12 protein-coding genes and 3 pseudogenes are annotated in these 12,721 nt (G+C 61.6%); 8 read left to right on the top strand and 7 right to left on the bottom strand.

The window, feature by feature from the left end:
* Positions 1 to 181: pseudogene (locus tag G7020_RS06965) on the bottom strand (IS5/IS1182 family transposase); the annotation flags it as partial.
* 302 nt (positions 182 to 483) lie between these two features.
* Between G7020_RS06965 and G7020_RS06960 the strand changes: the two are divergent.
* From G7020_RS06960 to G7020_RS06935, 6 genes and pseudogenes are all read left to right on the top strand, one after another.
* Positions 484 to 2,145, top strand: coding sequence for a DGQHR domain-containing protein (locus G7020_RS06960; protein WP_181083181.1), 1,662 nt, complete (start codon positions 484 to 486; stop codon positions 2,143 to 2,145).
* Positions 2,146 to 2,157: 12 nt separating this feature from the next.
* Positions 2,158 to 3,504, top strand: a complete 1,347-nt coding sequence (locus tag G7020_RS06955) for a hypothetical protein (RefSeq protein ID WP_181083180.1) — start codon at positions 2,158 to 2,160, stop codon at positions 3,502 to 3,504.
* Positions 3,501 to 4,310: a DNA adenine methylase gene (locus G7020_RS06950; protein ID WP_313498310.1), complete on the top strand. Its 810-nt coding sequence runs from the start codon at positions 3,501 to 3,503 to the stop codon at positions 4,308 to 4,310. The genes G7020_RS06955 and G7020_RS06950 overlap by 4 nt, the downstream gene beginning before the upstream one ends.
* A 360-nt stretch (positions 4,311 to 4,670) precedes the next feature.
* Positions 4,671 to 4,874: pseudogene (locus tag G7020_RS06945) on the top strand (integrase); the annotation flags it as partial.
* Positions 4,873 to 5,307, top strand: a pseudogene (gene istB, locus G7020_RS06940) (IS21-like element ISPst3 family helper ATPase IstB); the annotation flags it as partial. The pseudogenes G7020_RS06945 and istB, both read left to right, overlap by 2 nt.
* Positions 5,308 to 5,538: 231 nt before the next feature.
* The gene (locus tag G7020_RS06935; RefSeq protein WP_234455018.1) at positions 5,539 to 7,254 is read left to right on the top strand and encodes an LTA synthase family protein; all 1,716 of its coding nucleotides are present in this window, start codon (positions 5,539 to 5,541) and stop codon (positions 7,252 to 7,254) included.
* Positions 7,255 to 7,267: 13 nt separating this feature from the next.
* Here G7020_RS06935 and G7020_RS06930 read toward each other — a convergent pair whose 3' ends face one another.
* The 6 genes from G7020_RS06930 to G7020_RS06905 all read right to left on the bottom strand — a co-directional run bounded on the left by G7020_RS06930 (position 7,268) and on the right by G7020_RS06905 (position 10,378).
* Positions 7,268 to 7,750, bottom strand: a complete 483-nt coding sequence (locus tag G7020_RS06930; RefSeq protein WP_033937765.1) for a hypothetical protein — start codon at positions 7,748 to 7,750, stop codon at positions 7,268 to 7,270.
* A 92-nt stretch (positions 7,751 to 7,842) separates the two neighbouring features.
* The gene (locus G7020_RS06925) at positions 7,843 to 8,307 is read right to left on the bottom strand and encodes a periplasmic heavy metal sensor (RefSeq protein WP_003302067.1); all 465 of its coding nucleotides are present in this window, start codon (positions 8,305 to 8,307) and stop codon (positions 7,843 to 7,845) included.
* Entirely contained in the window at positions 8,304 to 8,732 is a 429-nt protein-coding gene (locus G7020_RS06920; protein WP_003302068.1) for an anti-sigma factor family protein, read from the bottom strand. The genes G7020_RS06925 and G7020_RS06920 overlap by 4 nt, the downstream gene beginning before the upstream one ends.
* Positions 8,725 to 9,285, bottom strand: coding sequence for an RNA polymerase sigma factor (locus G7020_RS06915; protein ID WP_003302070.1), 561 nt, complete (start codon positions 9,283 to 9,285; stop codon positions 8,725 to 8,727). The genes G7020_RS06920 and G7020_RS06915 overlap by 8 nt, the downstream gene beginning before the upstream one ends.
* A 150-nt stretch (positions 9,286 to 9,435) precedes the next feature.
* A complete protein-coding gene (locus G7020_RS06910) occupies positions 9,436 to 9,960 on the bottom strand; it encodes a diheme cytochrome c (RefSeq protein WP_003302071.1) in 525 nt (174 codons plus the stop codon).
* Between the two features lie 10 nt (positions 9,961 to 9,970).
* On the bottom strand, positions 9,971 to 10,378 hold the full coding sequence (locus G7020_RS06905; RefSeq protein WP_034064865.1) for a DUF1924 domain-containing protein: 408 nt from the start codon (positions 10,376 to 10,378) through the stop codon (positions 9,971 to 9,973).
* Positions 10,379 to 10,518: 140 nt separating this feature from the next.
* Here G7020_RS06905 and G7020_RS06900 point away from each other — a divergent pair, with 140 nt between their 5' ends.
* The gene (locus G7020_RS06900; protein ID WP_034064884.1) at positions 10,519 to 12,114 is read left to right on the top strand and encodes a 2Fe-2S iron-sulfur cluster-binding protein; all 1,596 of its coding nucleotides are present in this window, start codon (positions 10,519 to 10,521) and stop codon (positions 12,112 to 12,114) included.
* Between the two features lie 189 nt (positions 12,115 to 12,303).
* Positions 12,304 to 12,492, top strand: a complete 189-nt coding sequence (locus tag G7020_RS24000) for a hypothetical protein (RefSeq protein WP_225030852.1) — start codon at positions 12,304 to 12,306, stop codon at positions 12,490 to 12,492.
* Positions 12,493 to 12,721 lie beyond the last annotated feature (229 nt).

Below are 12,721 nucleotides of genomic sequence, written 5' to 3'. Positions count from 1 at the left end.
TCAACTCCGGGTCAATCGAGGGACGCCCGATGGGGCTATAGAAATCCGCCAGGTAGGCACGCAGATCACTGAGATCCAGGCACTGGTCGATACTGCGCAGGAGGTGTTGGCCCGGGACGTGATCTTCTAGGTTGAACGAGTAGAACAGGCGCTGCTGTCCTCCCGGTAACTGCCCCATCATGCTGTTCGCCCCCACGCTCGCTGACAGAGCAATTTTGCCAACGGCATGGAGAGGCCGCTACTTTTTCAACAGAATCGGCCAGAAGCAGACGCTGGTCAACGCTGAGATATTAATGGTCAGCTTCAATGCAATTGGCGAGTCAGGAGAATGCGACTAGGGCTCGCGAATCGCGGAATCCTTGTTCGGGGGCGACGGCCTTGGCGCTCCCTAATTGAGCATTTGGGTCTAGCAGGCTCACACCGGCCTAGCGTCAGAGCTGCAAAAATCGTCCGATTAACTCTAGGAGTACGGTGCCACTCCTGATGCCGCCGATAAATCCCAGCCACCCCTGGAAAAAGCTTGCTTGGCTAGGGAACAGGAGGCAAAAGGAGGGGGATTTCACCAATACTGATGGCAAAAAAAAGGCTTTTTGGGAATACTGCCGCCCGGATAAGGAAATTGTCACTCTGCCTAGGAGTTTTATGAAAATCCGCATTCCAGCACTAAAAGTTCACCAATGGCTTCCTGAATGGGACAAAGTTTCATGGGATGATCTTTACCATCGATCGAAGCCGCCGAAGAACTTTATGGTCTTGTCGATGAAAGCTGGAGATTTACGACGGCTCTCCGCTATTTATCGGCGGCAAGCTGAAGGGACACCCAGAACAGAAGATCTTGGAATTCAGCGGCGCCATGATAAAAAGCGATCAGAAAATATCAAACAGTTCGTAAAGTATGGATATCCCTACTGTGATTTGACCAAACATAACCAAGAGTCACGTGAACACGAAACTTTGAGGAAACCCGGCTGGCTTCCAACAGGTATTGTGATCAATATCCTCAAAGCGGGCGACACCCGAATGGGAAACACGGTTGCAGCGGATGATTTGATCAATGTCGTAGATACGGCAGGCCCGTTAGCTGAGTTGTCCTATTCGGAAAGTATGTCGGCTGATGACTGGGCGCCAAGCGGTATTGCACCGATAGAAGTCATTGATGGACAGCATCGACTCTGGGCGTTCGATGATTCGGATTTTGCACCCGACTTCGAAATGCCGGTCATCGCATTTCATGGTCTGGATATCAGCTGGCAGGCCTATCTATTCTGGTCAATCAACATTAAGCCGGTAAAAATCAATACCAGCTTGGCGTTTGACATGTATCCGCTTTTGCGAGCAGAGGACTGGTTGGAGAAGGAGGGGCACAAGGTCTACAAGGAGGCTCGGGCGCAGGAGCTGGTTGAGACGCTTTGGATTCATCCTGAAAGTCCATGGAAAAATCGCATCGATATGCTCGCGACTCCAGGCAACCCGTATGTTCGGCAGGCTGCGTGGATCCGGACGATTATTAGCTCGTTCATCAAGCCGGTCGACGCTAAAAAGAGCTCCGGCGGGCTGTTTGGCGAAATAAAGAACGCTAACAGCGAGGTGCTGCCATGGAATCGTGCACAGCAGGCGGCGTTTCTGATCTACGTGGGAAATGAACTGTGCTCGGAAATTCGTAAGTCCCATCACGACTGGGCCACAAAGTTGCGAGAGGATTGCGCGCCCGACATGCTCGATTCAGACTTCGAGCCAGCAATGTTTGGGAAGAAGACTTTCCTGAATACTGACCAAGGAATTCGTGCTCTCTGGCTTGTCGTAAACGACATCTTTATCAGTCATTTGGCCGAGTGGAAGCTGTATGAGTGGCATCCGGTCGATGAATACGGCAACTGTTCCGAGGAGGTTATTTCCAAGGAGCTGAAAAACATTGCCAGCCTCCCTATCGCAGGAGTGATCCGCCGCCTAGCCCAAAGTCTTGCTTCGTTTGACTGGAGAGCCTCAACAGCCCCTGGACTTGAAAAAGACCAAATCAGCCTGCGTAAAGGGTTCAAAGGCAGTGGAGGCTATGTCGACCTAAAACGTCTGATCTTGGAGCATATCGCTGAGGATGCGGTTGCGACGGACATCTCTGAAGCCGCCGCTGCGGTGTTGAAGTTCTAAAGGGGCAAAGGAATGTTGGGCGCAGCAGAACAGATTAAGTTTAATTTGGCTTCCCCTAGCAGCATCGCCAACGCTCTAAGTCGCGCATCGACCAACTTTACGTCGAATTCGTTCTTGGCGACTAGCAATAGCTATCAAATTGGCGTGGGCGAGTCGGTCAAAAATCTCGTTTCGACGGCCCCCGGGCCGTTAGGGGCGCCAGAACTGGTGGAGTCCATCGCTGTTTCTGCCATTTTGCATCTGTATGACGGCTGGTCGTATTTAGCACAGGCGCTCAGAGCAACATTTCGAACTGATGATTCCATTGCGCGCCACTTGGCCTACTACGGTGAACTAAGGGCCTCACTTTCAATCTTGGCAGCGTACGGCGTTGGAGTTTTCAGCGTCATGCACGTGGTTGTCGACGCTGCGGAAAACGTACATAAATTATCTAGAGAGGGCACACATAAAATTGCTTGGTCGGCCTTGGAGGCGTGGGGTAAGTCACCCAATTCGGGCGCGTTGATCGGCCGGGAAATCCAGGCGTTTGGTCGCGAGATGACTGACTGGATCCTGGCATTTCAAGGAACATCGACGCCCAGCCTGATCGGTGCTGACTGGGTTGAGAGCTGGGGCATAGACCTGAGTACGTTCTCATCCGACAAGACAACTCGAAATGAAGTGACCTATGGCGTTGATTTCGATCACGAGAAGGTCTGCCACACACCTAAAACGATTGAACCCTGGCTGCGTGAGCTTTGGCTTTCGTCCGAGCCTGGAGGGGCTTCGTTCGAGCTCCTGGACAGATATTTGGTGCGTTCAACCCTTGAAGGTATTTACAACACAAAATTCAAGGATCCATACCATACGCCAGCGCAGTCGACGGCGCATCTGCGTGAAAAAATGCTAGAGGCTTGCTTGGCGATAGGCCTGGACTCTGACGAAATTGTAGATTTCTTCATCCGAGACACGTGTGAGGAAGACCTTCTCGTGATGAAACTGGCACGTTCTCGGTCCCCCGTGCAGGCTCCTCTTCAGTACCAAGAAGTGATGTCCAGGACATACCTGTTGTTGAGGTTGGCAACTGCTTCCGTCAATTCCTTGCTGCGCCAAGCAAGTCTGAATGCGGATGACTTGAGATTCTGGTGGGTGAAAACGTGCGAGGCTTCAGGGCTGTGGGACAGCGCTCTGGGATTGACGACCGCAGAGGAAGTTAAAGATCTTTGGCCTGATACGTCATTGTCTTTGGATGAGTTCAGTGAGTGTATTGCAGGTAATCCATCCGGCGCAGATAGCTGGTTCTTTTTTAACGCGAACATCTCGAAAGATTTAGAAAATCTCTCACGGGTGGAAAAAGTGGCTTTATGGGGTCTTTCGTGAGCGCTAGTAGTGTGCAACCATTTTTAAAGTGGGCTGGTGGAAAACGATGGCTGGTAGAAAAACATATCAACTCTTTCCCGTGTGAGTTCAACGGGTATTTTGAGCCATTTCTTGGTAGCGGTGCTGTCTTCTTTTCTCTAAAACCCGTGAGCGCCGTTCTATCCGATCTAAACGAGAGTCTTGTCGATACATACTGTGCAATTCGAGATGATTGGGAGCAGGTGTATGGCGCACTTAAGCGCCATCACAGTCGACACTCCGCTGACTACTACTACAAAATGCGCTCTTCAAAACCGCGCACGCCACATACCAGAGCTGCGCAGTTTATCTATCTAAACCGCACATGCTGGAATGGCCTATATCGTGTCAATCTTAATGGCGACTTCAATGTTCCGCTGGGCACGAAGAAAAATGTCATCTTGGATACTGACGACTTTGCAGCAGTCTCGCGGATGTTAGAAAAGGTAGAGATAAATGTCTGTGATTTTGAAGAAACGATCGACAGGGCAAGCGCTGGAGACTTAATTTTTGCGGACCCGCCTTACACCGTGAAGCACAACTTTAATGGGTTTGTGAAGTACAATGAAAAGATATTCAGTTGGCAGGATCAGGAGCGCCTCAGTGAAGCGCTAATGCGGGCCTCAGCCCGCGGTTGTTATATCGTCTCGACAAATGCCCATCATCCCGCCGTAATCGATCTGTATCAAGAGTTCAAATTGCAATCGCTGGATCGTTCGAGTGTCATTGCTGCCTCGGCCGCACGTAGAGGTCGCTACGCTGAATTGTTTATCACGAATTTTTCCTGACAGGAGGCGGAGCGGTCCGGCATAGCAGCCGCTGAGGTGAATTTGCATAGCGTTTGCGTAAGGGCGCCAGCACTTTCTCTGCAGCCAGTCTTTTGCCAGATCGAACCTCGTAGCTGCGTTCTCAGCCTGTAAGCCAGCGATTCATTCTTCGAGGCTTCTGTGGCGACGCTTGTTTGAATCGACGCTGGTTTCTTAGGTATGCGTTGGTGTCTGATTTGTGCCGGGTCTACCCAGCGAGCGGCCACCGATAGCTACGGGTCGGAAGGAGAGCTTTGTCAGCGGCCGCTTGTGGCCGGTTAGCGACCACTGCTCTGGCTAGCCATGCTTGCCCTCCCACATGTGGAGGACTTGCCATGAAACATCATTGCTACCTGTAGCCGTCAGCCCTGGAACAAAGGTAAGTTGGTCGGGCAGAAAACCCCACTCCGACTGAGAGATATCTGGGCCATCCGAGTAAGGCTTCAAATTGCAGAAAGATCCCGGGATCTGGCTCTCTTCGATCTGGCCATCGACAGCAAGCTTCGAGCCTGCGACTTAACCAAACTCCGTGTGTGCGACGTTGCTCAGTAAGCGCGTGCGCTTCTACTCCACGGTCGATCTGGTCAATCTGCTGGAGCGCGAAAAACACGACGGCAAAGCCGGGCGGATCGCCCAGGCACTGCTGCGCATGGATCTGGTCATCCTCGACGAACTGGGTTATCTGCCGTTCAGCCAGGCTGGCGGTGCGTTGCTGTTTCACCTGCTGTCCAAGCTGTACGAACACACCAGCGTGGTGATCACCACCAACCTGAGCTTCGCCGAATGGTCGAGCGTGTTCGGCGACGCCAAGATGACCACCGCCCTGCTGGATCGGCTGACCCACCACTGCCACATCGTCGAAACCGGTAACGAGTCCTATCGCCTGCAACACAGTAGCTTGGCGGCCCAGGCCAAGATCAAATCACGGGAGCGAAAGCGTAAGGGCGGCCAAGAACCGGAGGACGATGAGCCGTTCTGATTTCATGGCGACGACGGCCTGCTACATGGCTGCGTGTGGCAGGTCTTAAACAACTGAACTGGGCTAGCGAAGGAGTGGGGGCAACAGCAGCTGCGCTGGTAGACTTATCCACAGTTGCTGGTAACAAAATCAGCAATCCGCCCTGGGTCAAATTTCAATCGGCAGGGTGGGTCAATTTTCCATCAGCGCCAACACCAGTACCTGCAGGAAGACCCGGCGACGGTGCTGAGCATGCTCTGGCACGGCTTCCCGGTGCTGCGGCTGCTGGCCGCCTGGCTCGCGGCGAGCGCCGCGCTGTTCGCGCTGTTCGGCTGGCTGGAGCGCCGCACCCGCGCCGCTCCGGTGAGCCTGGCGAGCGCGCCGGCCCGCCGCGGCGCGAGCTGGCCGGCGCGGTTCGCGGTGTTCGGCGTGTTGCTGGTGGTCAGCGTGGTGGCCGCGCGCGGCACGCTGCGTCAGGGCCCGCCGCTGCGCTGGGGCGATGCCTTCACCACCGCCTCGACCTTCGCCAACCACCTCGGGCAGAACGCCACGCTGTCGCTCTACGATGCGGCGCGCAACCGCTTCTCGAGCCATCGCGACAACAGCTGGAAGGCGACACTGCCGGTTGCGGATGCGCAGGCGATCGCCCGCGAGCTGCTGCTGACCGCCAACGACCGGCTGGTGGACGCCGAGCTGGCGCCGGTGCGCCGTGACTTCCAGCCGCCGGCGGACGGCCAGCTGGCGGTGCGCAACGTGGTGGTGATCCTCATGGAGAGCTTCGCCGGCCGCTATGTCGGCGCGCTCGGCAGTGCCGACGGCATCACGCCGAACTTCGACCGCCTGGCCGGCGAGGGGCTGTTGTTCGAGCGCTTCTTCGCCAACGGCACCCACACCCACCAGGGCATGTTCGCCAGCATGGCCTGCTTTCCCAACCTGCCGGGCTTCGAGTACCTGATGCAGACGCCCGAAGGCGGCCATCGCTTCTCCGGCCTGCCGCAGCTGCTCGGTGCGCGGGCGTTCGACGACGTTTACGTCTACAACGGCGATTTCGCCTGGGACAACCAGGCGGGGTTCTTCGGCAACCAGGGCATGAAGCGCTTCGTCGGCCGCAACGACTACGTGAATCCGGTGGTTTCCGACCCGACCTGGGGCGTTTCCGACCAGGACATGTTCACCCGCGCCGCCGAGGAGCTGGGCAAGCTGGATAACGGCGCGCCGTTCTATGCGCTGCTGCAGACGCTGTCCAACCACACGCCGTATGCGCTGCCCGAGCAGTTGCCGGTCGCTGCTGTCGAGGGGCATGGCGCGCTGGATCAGCATCTGACGGCGATGCGTTATTCGGACTGGGCGCTGGGGCAGTTCTTCGACAAGGTGCGTAACCAGCCTTGGTTCAAGCAGACCTTGTTCGTGGTGGTCGGCGACCACGGTTTCGGCGCGCCGGAGGAAGTCACCGAGATGGACCTGCTGCGCTTCCACGTGCCGCTGCTGCTGATCGCCCCGGGCGTCACCGAGCGTTTCGGCAGCCGTCGCGAGGTGGTCGGTACGCAGGTGGACGTGGTGCCGACCATCATGGGCCGCCTCGGTGGCGAGGTGCGTCATCAATGCTGGGGCCGCGATTTGCTCAGCCTGCCGGCGGACGATCCGGGTTTCGGCATCGTCAAGCCGTCGGGCAGCGACCAGACCGTGGCGCTGATCCGCGGTGATCGGGTGCTGGTACAGCCCAAGGAGCAGCCGGCGCGGCTGTATCGCTATCGCCTGGGCGGTGAACCGGCTGGCGAGCGGATCGCCGCTGCCGAGGATCAGCCGCAGCTGCTGCGCCAGCTGCACGCCTACCTGCAGACCGCCACCGCCAGCCTGCTGGCCAACACCAGCGGAGATCGCAGCGGCGAGGGCGAGTCGGAAGCGGTGGCCGCCGAGGTGCCGCTCGCGGTGAAAGCGGCCCCGCCGGCACGGCCGGACAAGGGTTGAGCGCGGCGGTCGATCAGTGTTCCAGCGGCTTGAAGCTGTCGTCGGCGAAGTAAGTGGCGTAGTCGCCCAGCGCGCCGACCACCGTCACCGCGCCGTCGCGCTGACCGGCCGGGGCGCCGCTCATGGCGTCGGCACCGGCGAGCAGCTGGGCGATGATCAGGTGCAGCTGCGCGTCGGCCTCGGCGCTCAGCTTGCAGTTCTCCACCATGTAGGCGACCTGGCCGCGCACCGTCTCGGCCAGTTCGCCGTAGCGGGCGGCGGGCAGACGGTCTTCGTGGATCGCCGGCAGCGCCTGGCGCATATCGTTGTTGATGGTGCCCATTGCCTGGCGCAGCGGCGCGTCGGTGGCCCAGCGCTTGCCGGCATCGAGTTGCAGCGCCGGCGCGCCTTCGCCGTGGCCGTGGTCATGGCTGGTGGCGGCGAGGCTGGTGCCGGCGTGGCCGAGGGTGCCGGCGAGGATGATGGCGAGGGCGAGAGCGTAAGGTTTGCGGATCATCGATAGAACTCCATTGAGCGAGCCGGCGAAGTGCGGCTCCTGATGTTCTAACGCAGGCGCGACGGTTTTGTTCCATCGCGCCGTGCAATCCGTCATTTGCGGTGCAATTGCTCGATGCTGTCGGCGCCGAACGACTGCTGCGTGAGCACCTGGGCGAGCCGCGCGCGCTGCTGCGGTTCGAGGATCTCGCGCTCCTGCAGCAGCTGGTCGATGAGCAGGCGCTGCTGTTCGTTCTGCAGTTCGGCGATCTTCGCCTGCTCGGCGTCGATCACCGTGCGGTCCACCTGTTCGGCGAAGATCGCCTCGATCAGCCGGTTGCGGTGTTCGCCGAGGCTGGCGTTGGAGGCGCGCAGGTAGGCCAGGAACGGCGCCTCGGCATCGTGCCAGCGCTGCAGCTGGCTGGCGCTCAGTTGCAGCTCGCGCGACAGCTCGGTCGGTGCGCCGGAGGGCATCGGCAGGCCATCGCGACTGAGTTTCTGCCAGCCAAGGCCGGCGAGCACGCCGACGTTGACCAGCACGGACAGGACCAGGGCATTGCGCAGGGTGGTGTTGCTCATTTCAGGTTTACCTTCAGGTAGCAGAATTCGGGGCGCGCGCAGAGCGCGCCGGGTGGGGTGCTGCCGAGGACGGCGAGCAGGTCGTGGCTGGGTGAGCTGCCCGGCGGCTGGCCGGGCAGGGCATAGCCGAGCAGCAGGCCGAGCAGGACCGACGCCGCGGCGCCGATACCCTGCGCCCAGTGCCGGGCCCACCAGCTGCGCACGGGCGGCGGCGCGAAGGGCCGCTGCAGACGCGCCTGCAACTCGGCCGGCAACTCCGGGCAGGCCAGCGCACGCAAGCCCTGGCCGAGCCCGTCGAGTTCGGCCAGGGTGGCGCGACACTGCGGACAACCCGCCAGGTGGGCGGCGGCGTGGCGCTGTGCGGCGGCGTCGAGTTCGTTGTCGAGGTAGGCGGACAGGATCGCCATGTCCAGATGCTCAGTCATCGAGGGTGCCTCCGTTGGCCTGGCGATAGCCGTGCAGCAGCGCCTCGCGGGCGCGTGCCAGGCGCGACTTGACGGTGCCGGCGGCGAGCTGCAGCGTGGCGGCCAGTTCGTCGTAGGCCAGCCCCTCCACCTCGCGCAGCAGCAGGATCTCGCGCTGTTCGTGGGGCAGGCGGGCTAGCAAGCGTTCCAGCAATGCCAGATCGCGACCGGCCTGCAGTCGGCTCAGCGGCGATGGCGCTGGATCGACCGGCTCGGCCAGTTCCTCCGGCGCCACGTCGACGTAGCGTTGCCGCTGGCGCAGCGTATCCAGCGCGGCATTGCGTGCGATCTGCAGCAACCAGGTCTGCAAGCGTGCTTCCGGGCGCCATCTGGGCAGCGCCTGGAAGGCGCGGATGAACGTTTCCTGAGTCAGGTCAGCGGCCTCGTCGGCGCTGCCGAGCAGGCGACGGAGGAAGTGGAAGACCCGCGCCTGATGGACGCGCACTAGCGTGCCGAACGCCTGGCGATCACCACGCGCGGCCTGCTGGATGAGGTCCTGTTCGCTGTCGTTCATTAAGCGCTCGTCTGGGTTGACCGCGCAGGGCGCCGCTAAAACCTGCTGCGTTGCCAACGCCTCGGTTTTTACCGGTGCCCGTGCGCTGCCGGCCGGGTTGCCGCAGGGATATAACGCAACGGTTGGCGAAATGTTCCGGCTATTTTTGTCTCAGCGCGGAATCTTCACCCGGTCCTCGTCGAAGTCGCCTTTTTCCGCGTCGCGATGGCAGGCCACGCAGTTGAAGCGGCCGCCGACCGACTCGCGGGCGAACTTGGCTTCGCTGAGCTCGTCGTGTTTGTGCTCGAACCAGCGCGTCTGGCTGATGCGTGGCGGCTCGCCGGCGGTGGGTGACGGCTCCACCGGTAGGCGGTTGGCGGCCGAGGCGCGGACCAGGAAGTCGAGGATTTCCTTTTCCTGCACCGGGTCCAGCGACGCGTTGCTGCCGTAGTGATCGCCCAGGGTGCGCATCTGCTCGCGCCAGGCATCGGCAGGCAGCAGGCCGGGAGAATAGAGCATGTGGCAGGCCGCGCATTCTTCCTTCCACACCAGCGGTGCGTCGCTGGGTACCGTCAGGCGCTTGGGCCGCTTGTAGCCCTTGCGCTCTCGATGGTCGTCGTCATCGGCGAAGCTGAGGCCGGCCAGTACCAGGGTCAGGCCCAGCCCGGCGACGGCAGCGAGGGGTGCGATCTTCATGGCAGGCTCCTTATCTGATGCTGTCGATCCAGCTGATGAAGTCACCTTTTTCCTGCGCGGTGCATTCACGGGCGTAGACGTCGTCGCAGTTGCGGCGGAACCATTTCTCGACCTTCTTCAGGTCGGTGAAGCGCTCGGGGTTGGCTGCCGGCGCCAGCGGATCGACCTTGCGATGCGCCGGCGTCTTGCCGGGCTGACGCGGGTCGGCGGTGTGGCAGGTGGTGCAGCTCATGGTCTTGCCATTGCGCTGCTCCTCGGCGAAGTACAGCGCCTTGCCGCGCTCGGCGGAGAAACCGGCGAAGTTCGGATTCTCCTGACGCGCCTGGGCGGCGTAGCCGGGCAGCAGTGGGTGTTCGGTTTCGGCCAGGGCGGGCAGGCTCAGGCAGCAGGACAGGAGGATGATCCAGCGGGCTTTCATGGTGCGCTCTCCGGTTGGGAATGAGTGCAGCCTAGGCGCGCCGCCTTACGCCAAGCTGAACCGCAGCGGCTGGCGGCGTTCAGTTTCGTTTCAGCTCGCAGGAATACAAAGGCGGCATCCATTCAATGAGGATCGCCGTCGTGGCTGCTTTCAATCGTTTCCGTCTGTTCCACTGGCTGCTGGCCGGTTTCTTTCTTGGCGCCTACCTCAGCGGTGACGACGCCGAGACGCTGCATATCTGGCTGGGCTACGGCCTGGTGGCGCTGTTGGTGTGGCGCCTGCTGATCGTGCCGCTGCGCCTGCGCGGCTTCCCACAGCTGCTGCCGCCGAAGGGCCAGCGGAGCAAGCCGGGCCTGTCGAGCGTCGGCAAGTGGCTGACGGTCGGCGCGCTGGGCAGTTTCGCCATTGCCAGCGTGGTCGGCCTGGGTATGGTCGACAACGGCGATGTGCTGGCCGCCCTGCCGGGCGTGGGGCCGGATGTCTTCGGCGCTGCCAGCGACATCGATTTCATCGGCTGGATGGGCGATGCCGAGGAGGTGCACGAGTTCTTCGCCAACCTGGGGCTGTGGCTGATCGGCCTGCATGTCGGCTATGTGCTGCTGTTCCGCCGCAAGTCGGTATGGCCGATGCTGCGCGGCGTGCCCAAGGCGGGGCCGGCTTCGACTGCACCTTCGGCTTCGACGTCGACACCGGCAACGACGTCGGTCGCGACCGCGTTCGCATCGGCGCCAGCGCCTGCCGCCGGGGAGTTCACCCGTCTGCGCATCGTCTCACGCCAGGCCGAAACCGCCGACAGCTGCTCGTTCACCCTGCAGGTGCCGGCCGCCCAGCGCGCACGCTTTGCCGCGCAGCCGGGGCAGTTCCTCACGCTGAAGGTGCCCGCTGCCGAGCCGGCGCTGCTGCGCTGCTACTCGCTGTCGCAGCGACCGCAGGCGGATGGCGCGCTGCGCATCACCATCAAGCGGGTGCCCGGCGGCCGCGCGTCGAACTGGCTGCTGGACAACCTGCAGGCCGGCGATTGCATCGAGGCGCTGCCGCCGGCCGGCGTGTTCGTGCCGCGCAACCTGGATGACGATCTGCTGCTGCTCGGCGCCGGCAGCGGTATCACGCCGCTGATGGCGATCCTGCAGGCGGCGCTGGTCGAGGGCAGCGGGCAGGTACGGCTGTTCTATGCCAGCCGCGATGCCGCCTCGCTGATCTTTGCCGAGGAGCTGGCCGAGTGGTCTGCGCGTTACCCCGATCGCCTGCAGCTGCGCATCTGGCTCGATGCCGAGCAGGGTGTGCCGAGCGGCCCGGCGATTGCCACGAAGATCGCTGACTGGTCAGCCGCCGACGCCTTCATCTGCGGGCCGCAACCGTTCATGGATGCCGCGGGTGCCGCGCTGGGCGAGCGGGGTGTGGATGCGGCGCGTATCCATCTGGAACGCTTTGCCGCCGCAGCGCCGACGGCCGCACCGGGCGGGCGCCGCAGCCGCCTGCGGGTCGCGCTCGACGGTCGCCGTCACGAGCTGGACGTGCCGCGCGGCGAGGTGCTGCTGGAGGCCATGGAACAGGCTGGCCTGCAACCGCCGAGCGCGTGCCGCTCGGGTGTCTGCGCCGCCTGCAAGTGCCGGGTGGTGGAGGGCAGCGTGAGCATGCGCAGCAACCAGGTGCTGAGCGAAAGCGAGGTGCGTCAGGGCTGGGCGCTGGCCTGCCAAGCCGAACCGCGCAGCGCCGAACTGCAAGTCGAATACTGACGTGTGGGAAAGGCCGCTGGCCGTTTTCCACCCTGCGCATCGGGTGATCGACGGGGCGTAGGGTGGATAACGGCGCAGCCTTATCCGGCAGTACCTGTGCCTCTGGCCGGTGGAAAAAGCGATTGGCCATTTGCCGAGGGTGGAGTGGCGACGGTCACCGATGGATTTGCCGCAGGCCGAGCCGGCGCCGTGGCAGGGGTAGATCTCGATGCGTTCGCCGAGCGGCAGGTAGCGGGTGAACAGCGTGGCGTAGAGCTGCGCTGCCAGCTGCTTGGTGCTGTCCTCGCCGAGCAGGTCGGGGCGGCCGACGTCGAGGTTGAACAGCGTATCGCCGGTGAACAGCGCGAAGGGCGCTTCGCCCTGCTGGCTGTCACGTAGCAGCAGCGAGATGTGCTCGGGGGTGTGGCCTGGCGAGTGCAGCACTTCCAGGCTGACCTGACCCAGTTCCAGCACCTCGCCGTCGTCCACCTGACGCAGCCCGAAGGCGTAGTCCGCCGATGATCTCGGCGCCGCAGCGTTCGGCCAGCGCCTGGGCGCCGGAAACGAAGTAGGCGTGGATGTGCGTCTCGATGGCATAGGCGATGCGCAGGCCCTTGTCGCGCGCCAG

The organism is Stutzerimonas stutzeri, from assembly GCF_013522825.1.
GTDB classification, from domain to species: domain Bacteria; phylum Pseudomonadota; class Gammaproteobacteria; order Pseudomonadales; family Pseudomonadaceae; genus Stutzerimonas; species Stutzerimonas stutzeri_AK.
The sequence above is the reverse complement of the archived record's forward strand: the minus strand, read 5'-3'. Positions and strand labels throughout refer to the sequence as shown.

Coding starts and splice junctions, on each gene's coding strand:
- G7020_RS06960 (WP_181083181.1), top strand. CDS start 484: ATGCCGCCGATAAATCCCAGCCACCCCTGGAAAAAGCTTGCTTGGCTA.
- G7020_RS06955 (WP_181083180.1), top strand. CDS start 2,158: ATGTTGGGCGCAGCAGAACAGATTAAGTTTAATTTGGCTTCCCCTAGC.
- G7020_RS06935 (WP_234455018.1), top strand. CDS start 5,539: ATGCTCTGGCACGGCTTCCCGGTGCTGCGGCTGCTGGCCGCCTGGCTC.
- G7020_RS06930 (WP_033937765.1), bottom strand. CDS start 7,750: ATGATCCGCAAACCTTACGCTCTCGCCCTCGCCATCATCCTCGCCGGC.
- G7020_RS06925 (WP_003302067.1), bottom strand. CDS start 8,307: ATGAGCAACACCACCCTGCGCAATGCCCTGGTCCTGTCCGTGCTGGTC.
- G7020_RS06920 (WP_003302068.1), bottom strand. CDS start 8,732: ATGACTGAGCATCTGGACATGGCGATCCTGTCCGCCTACCTCGACAAC.
- G7020_RS06915 (WP_003302070.1), bottom strand. CDS start 9,285: ATGAACGACAGCGAACAGGACCTCATCCAGCAGGCCGCGCGTGGTGAT.
- G7020_RS06910 (WP_003302071.1), bottom strand. CDS start 9,960: ATGAAGATCGCACCCCTCGCTGCCGTCGCCGGGCTGGGCCTGACCCTG.
- G7020_RS06905 (WP_034064865.1), bottom strand. CDS start 10,378: ATGAAAGCCCGCTGGATCATCCTCCTGTCCTGCTGCCTGAGCCTGCCC.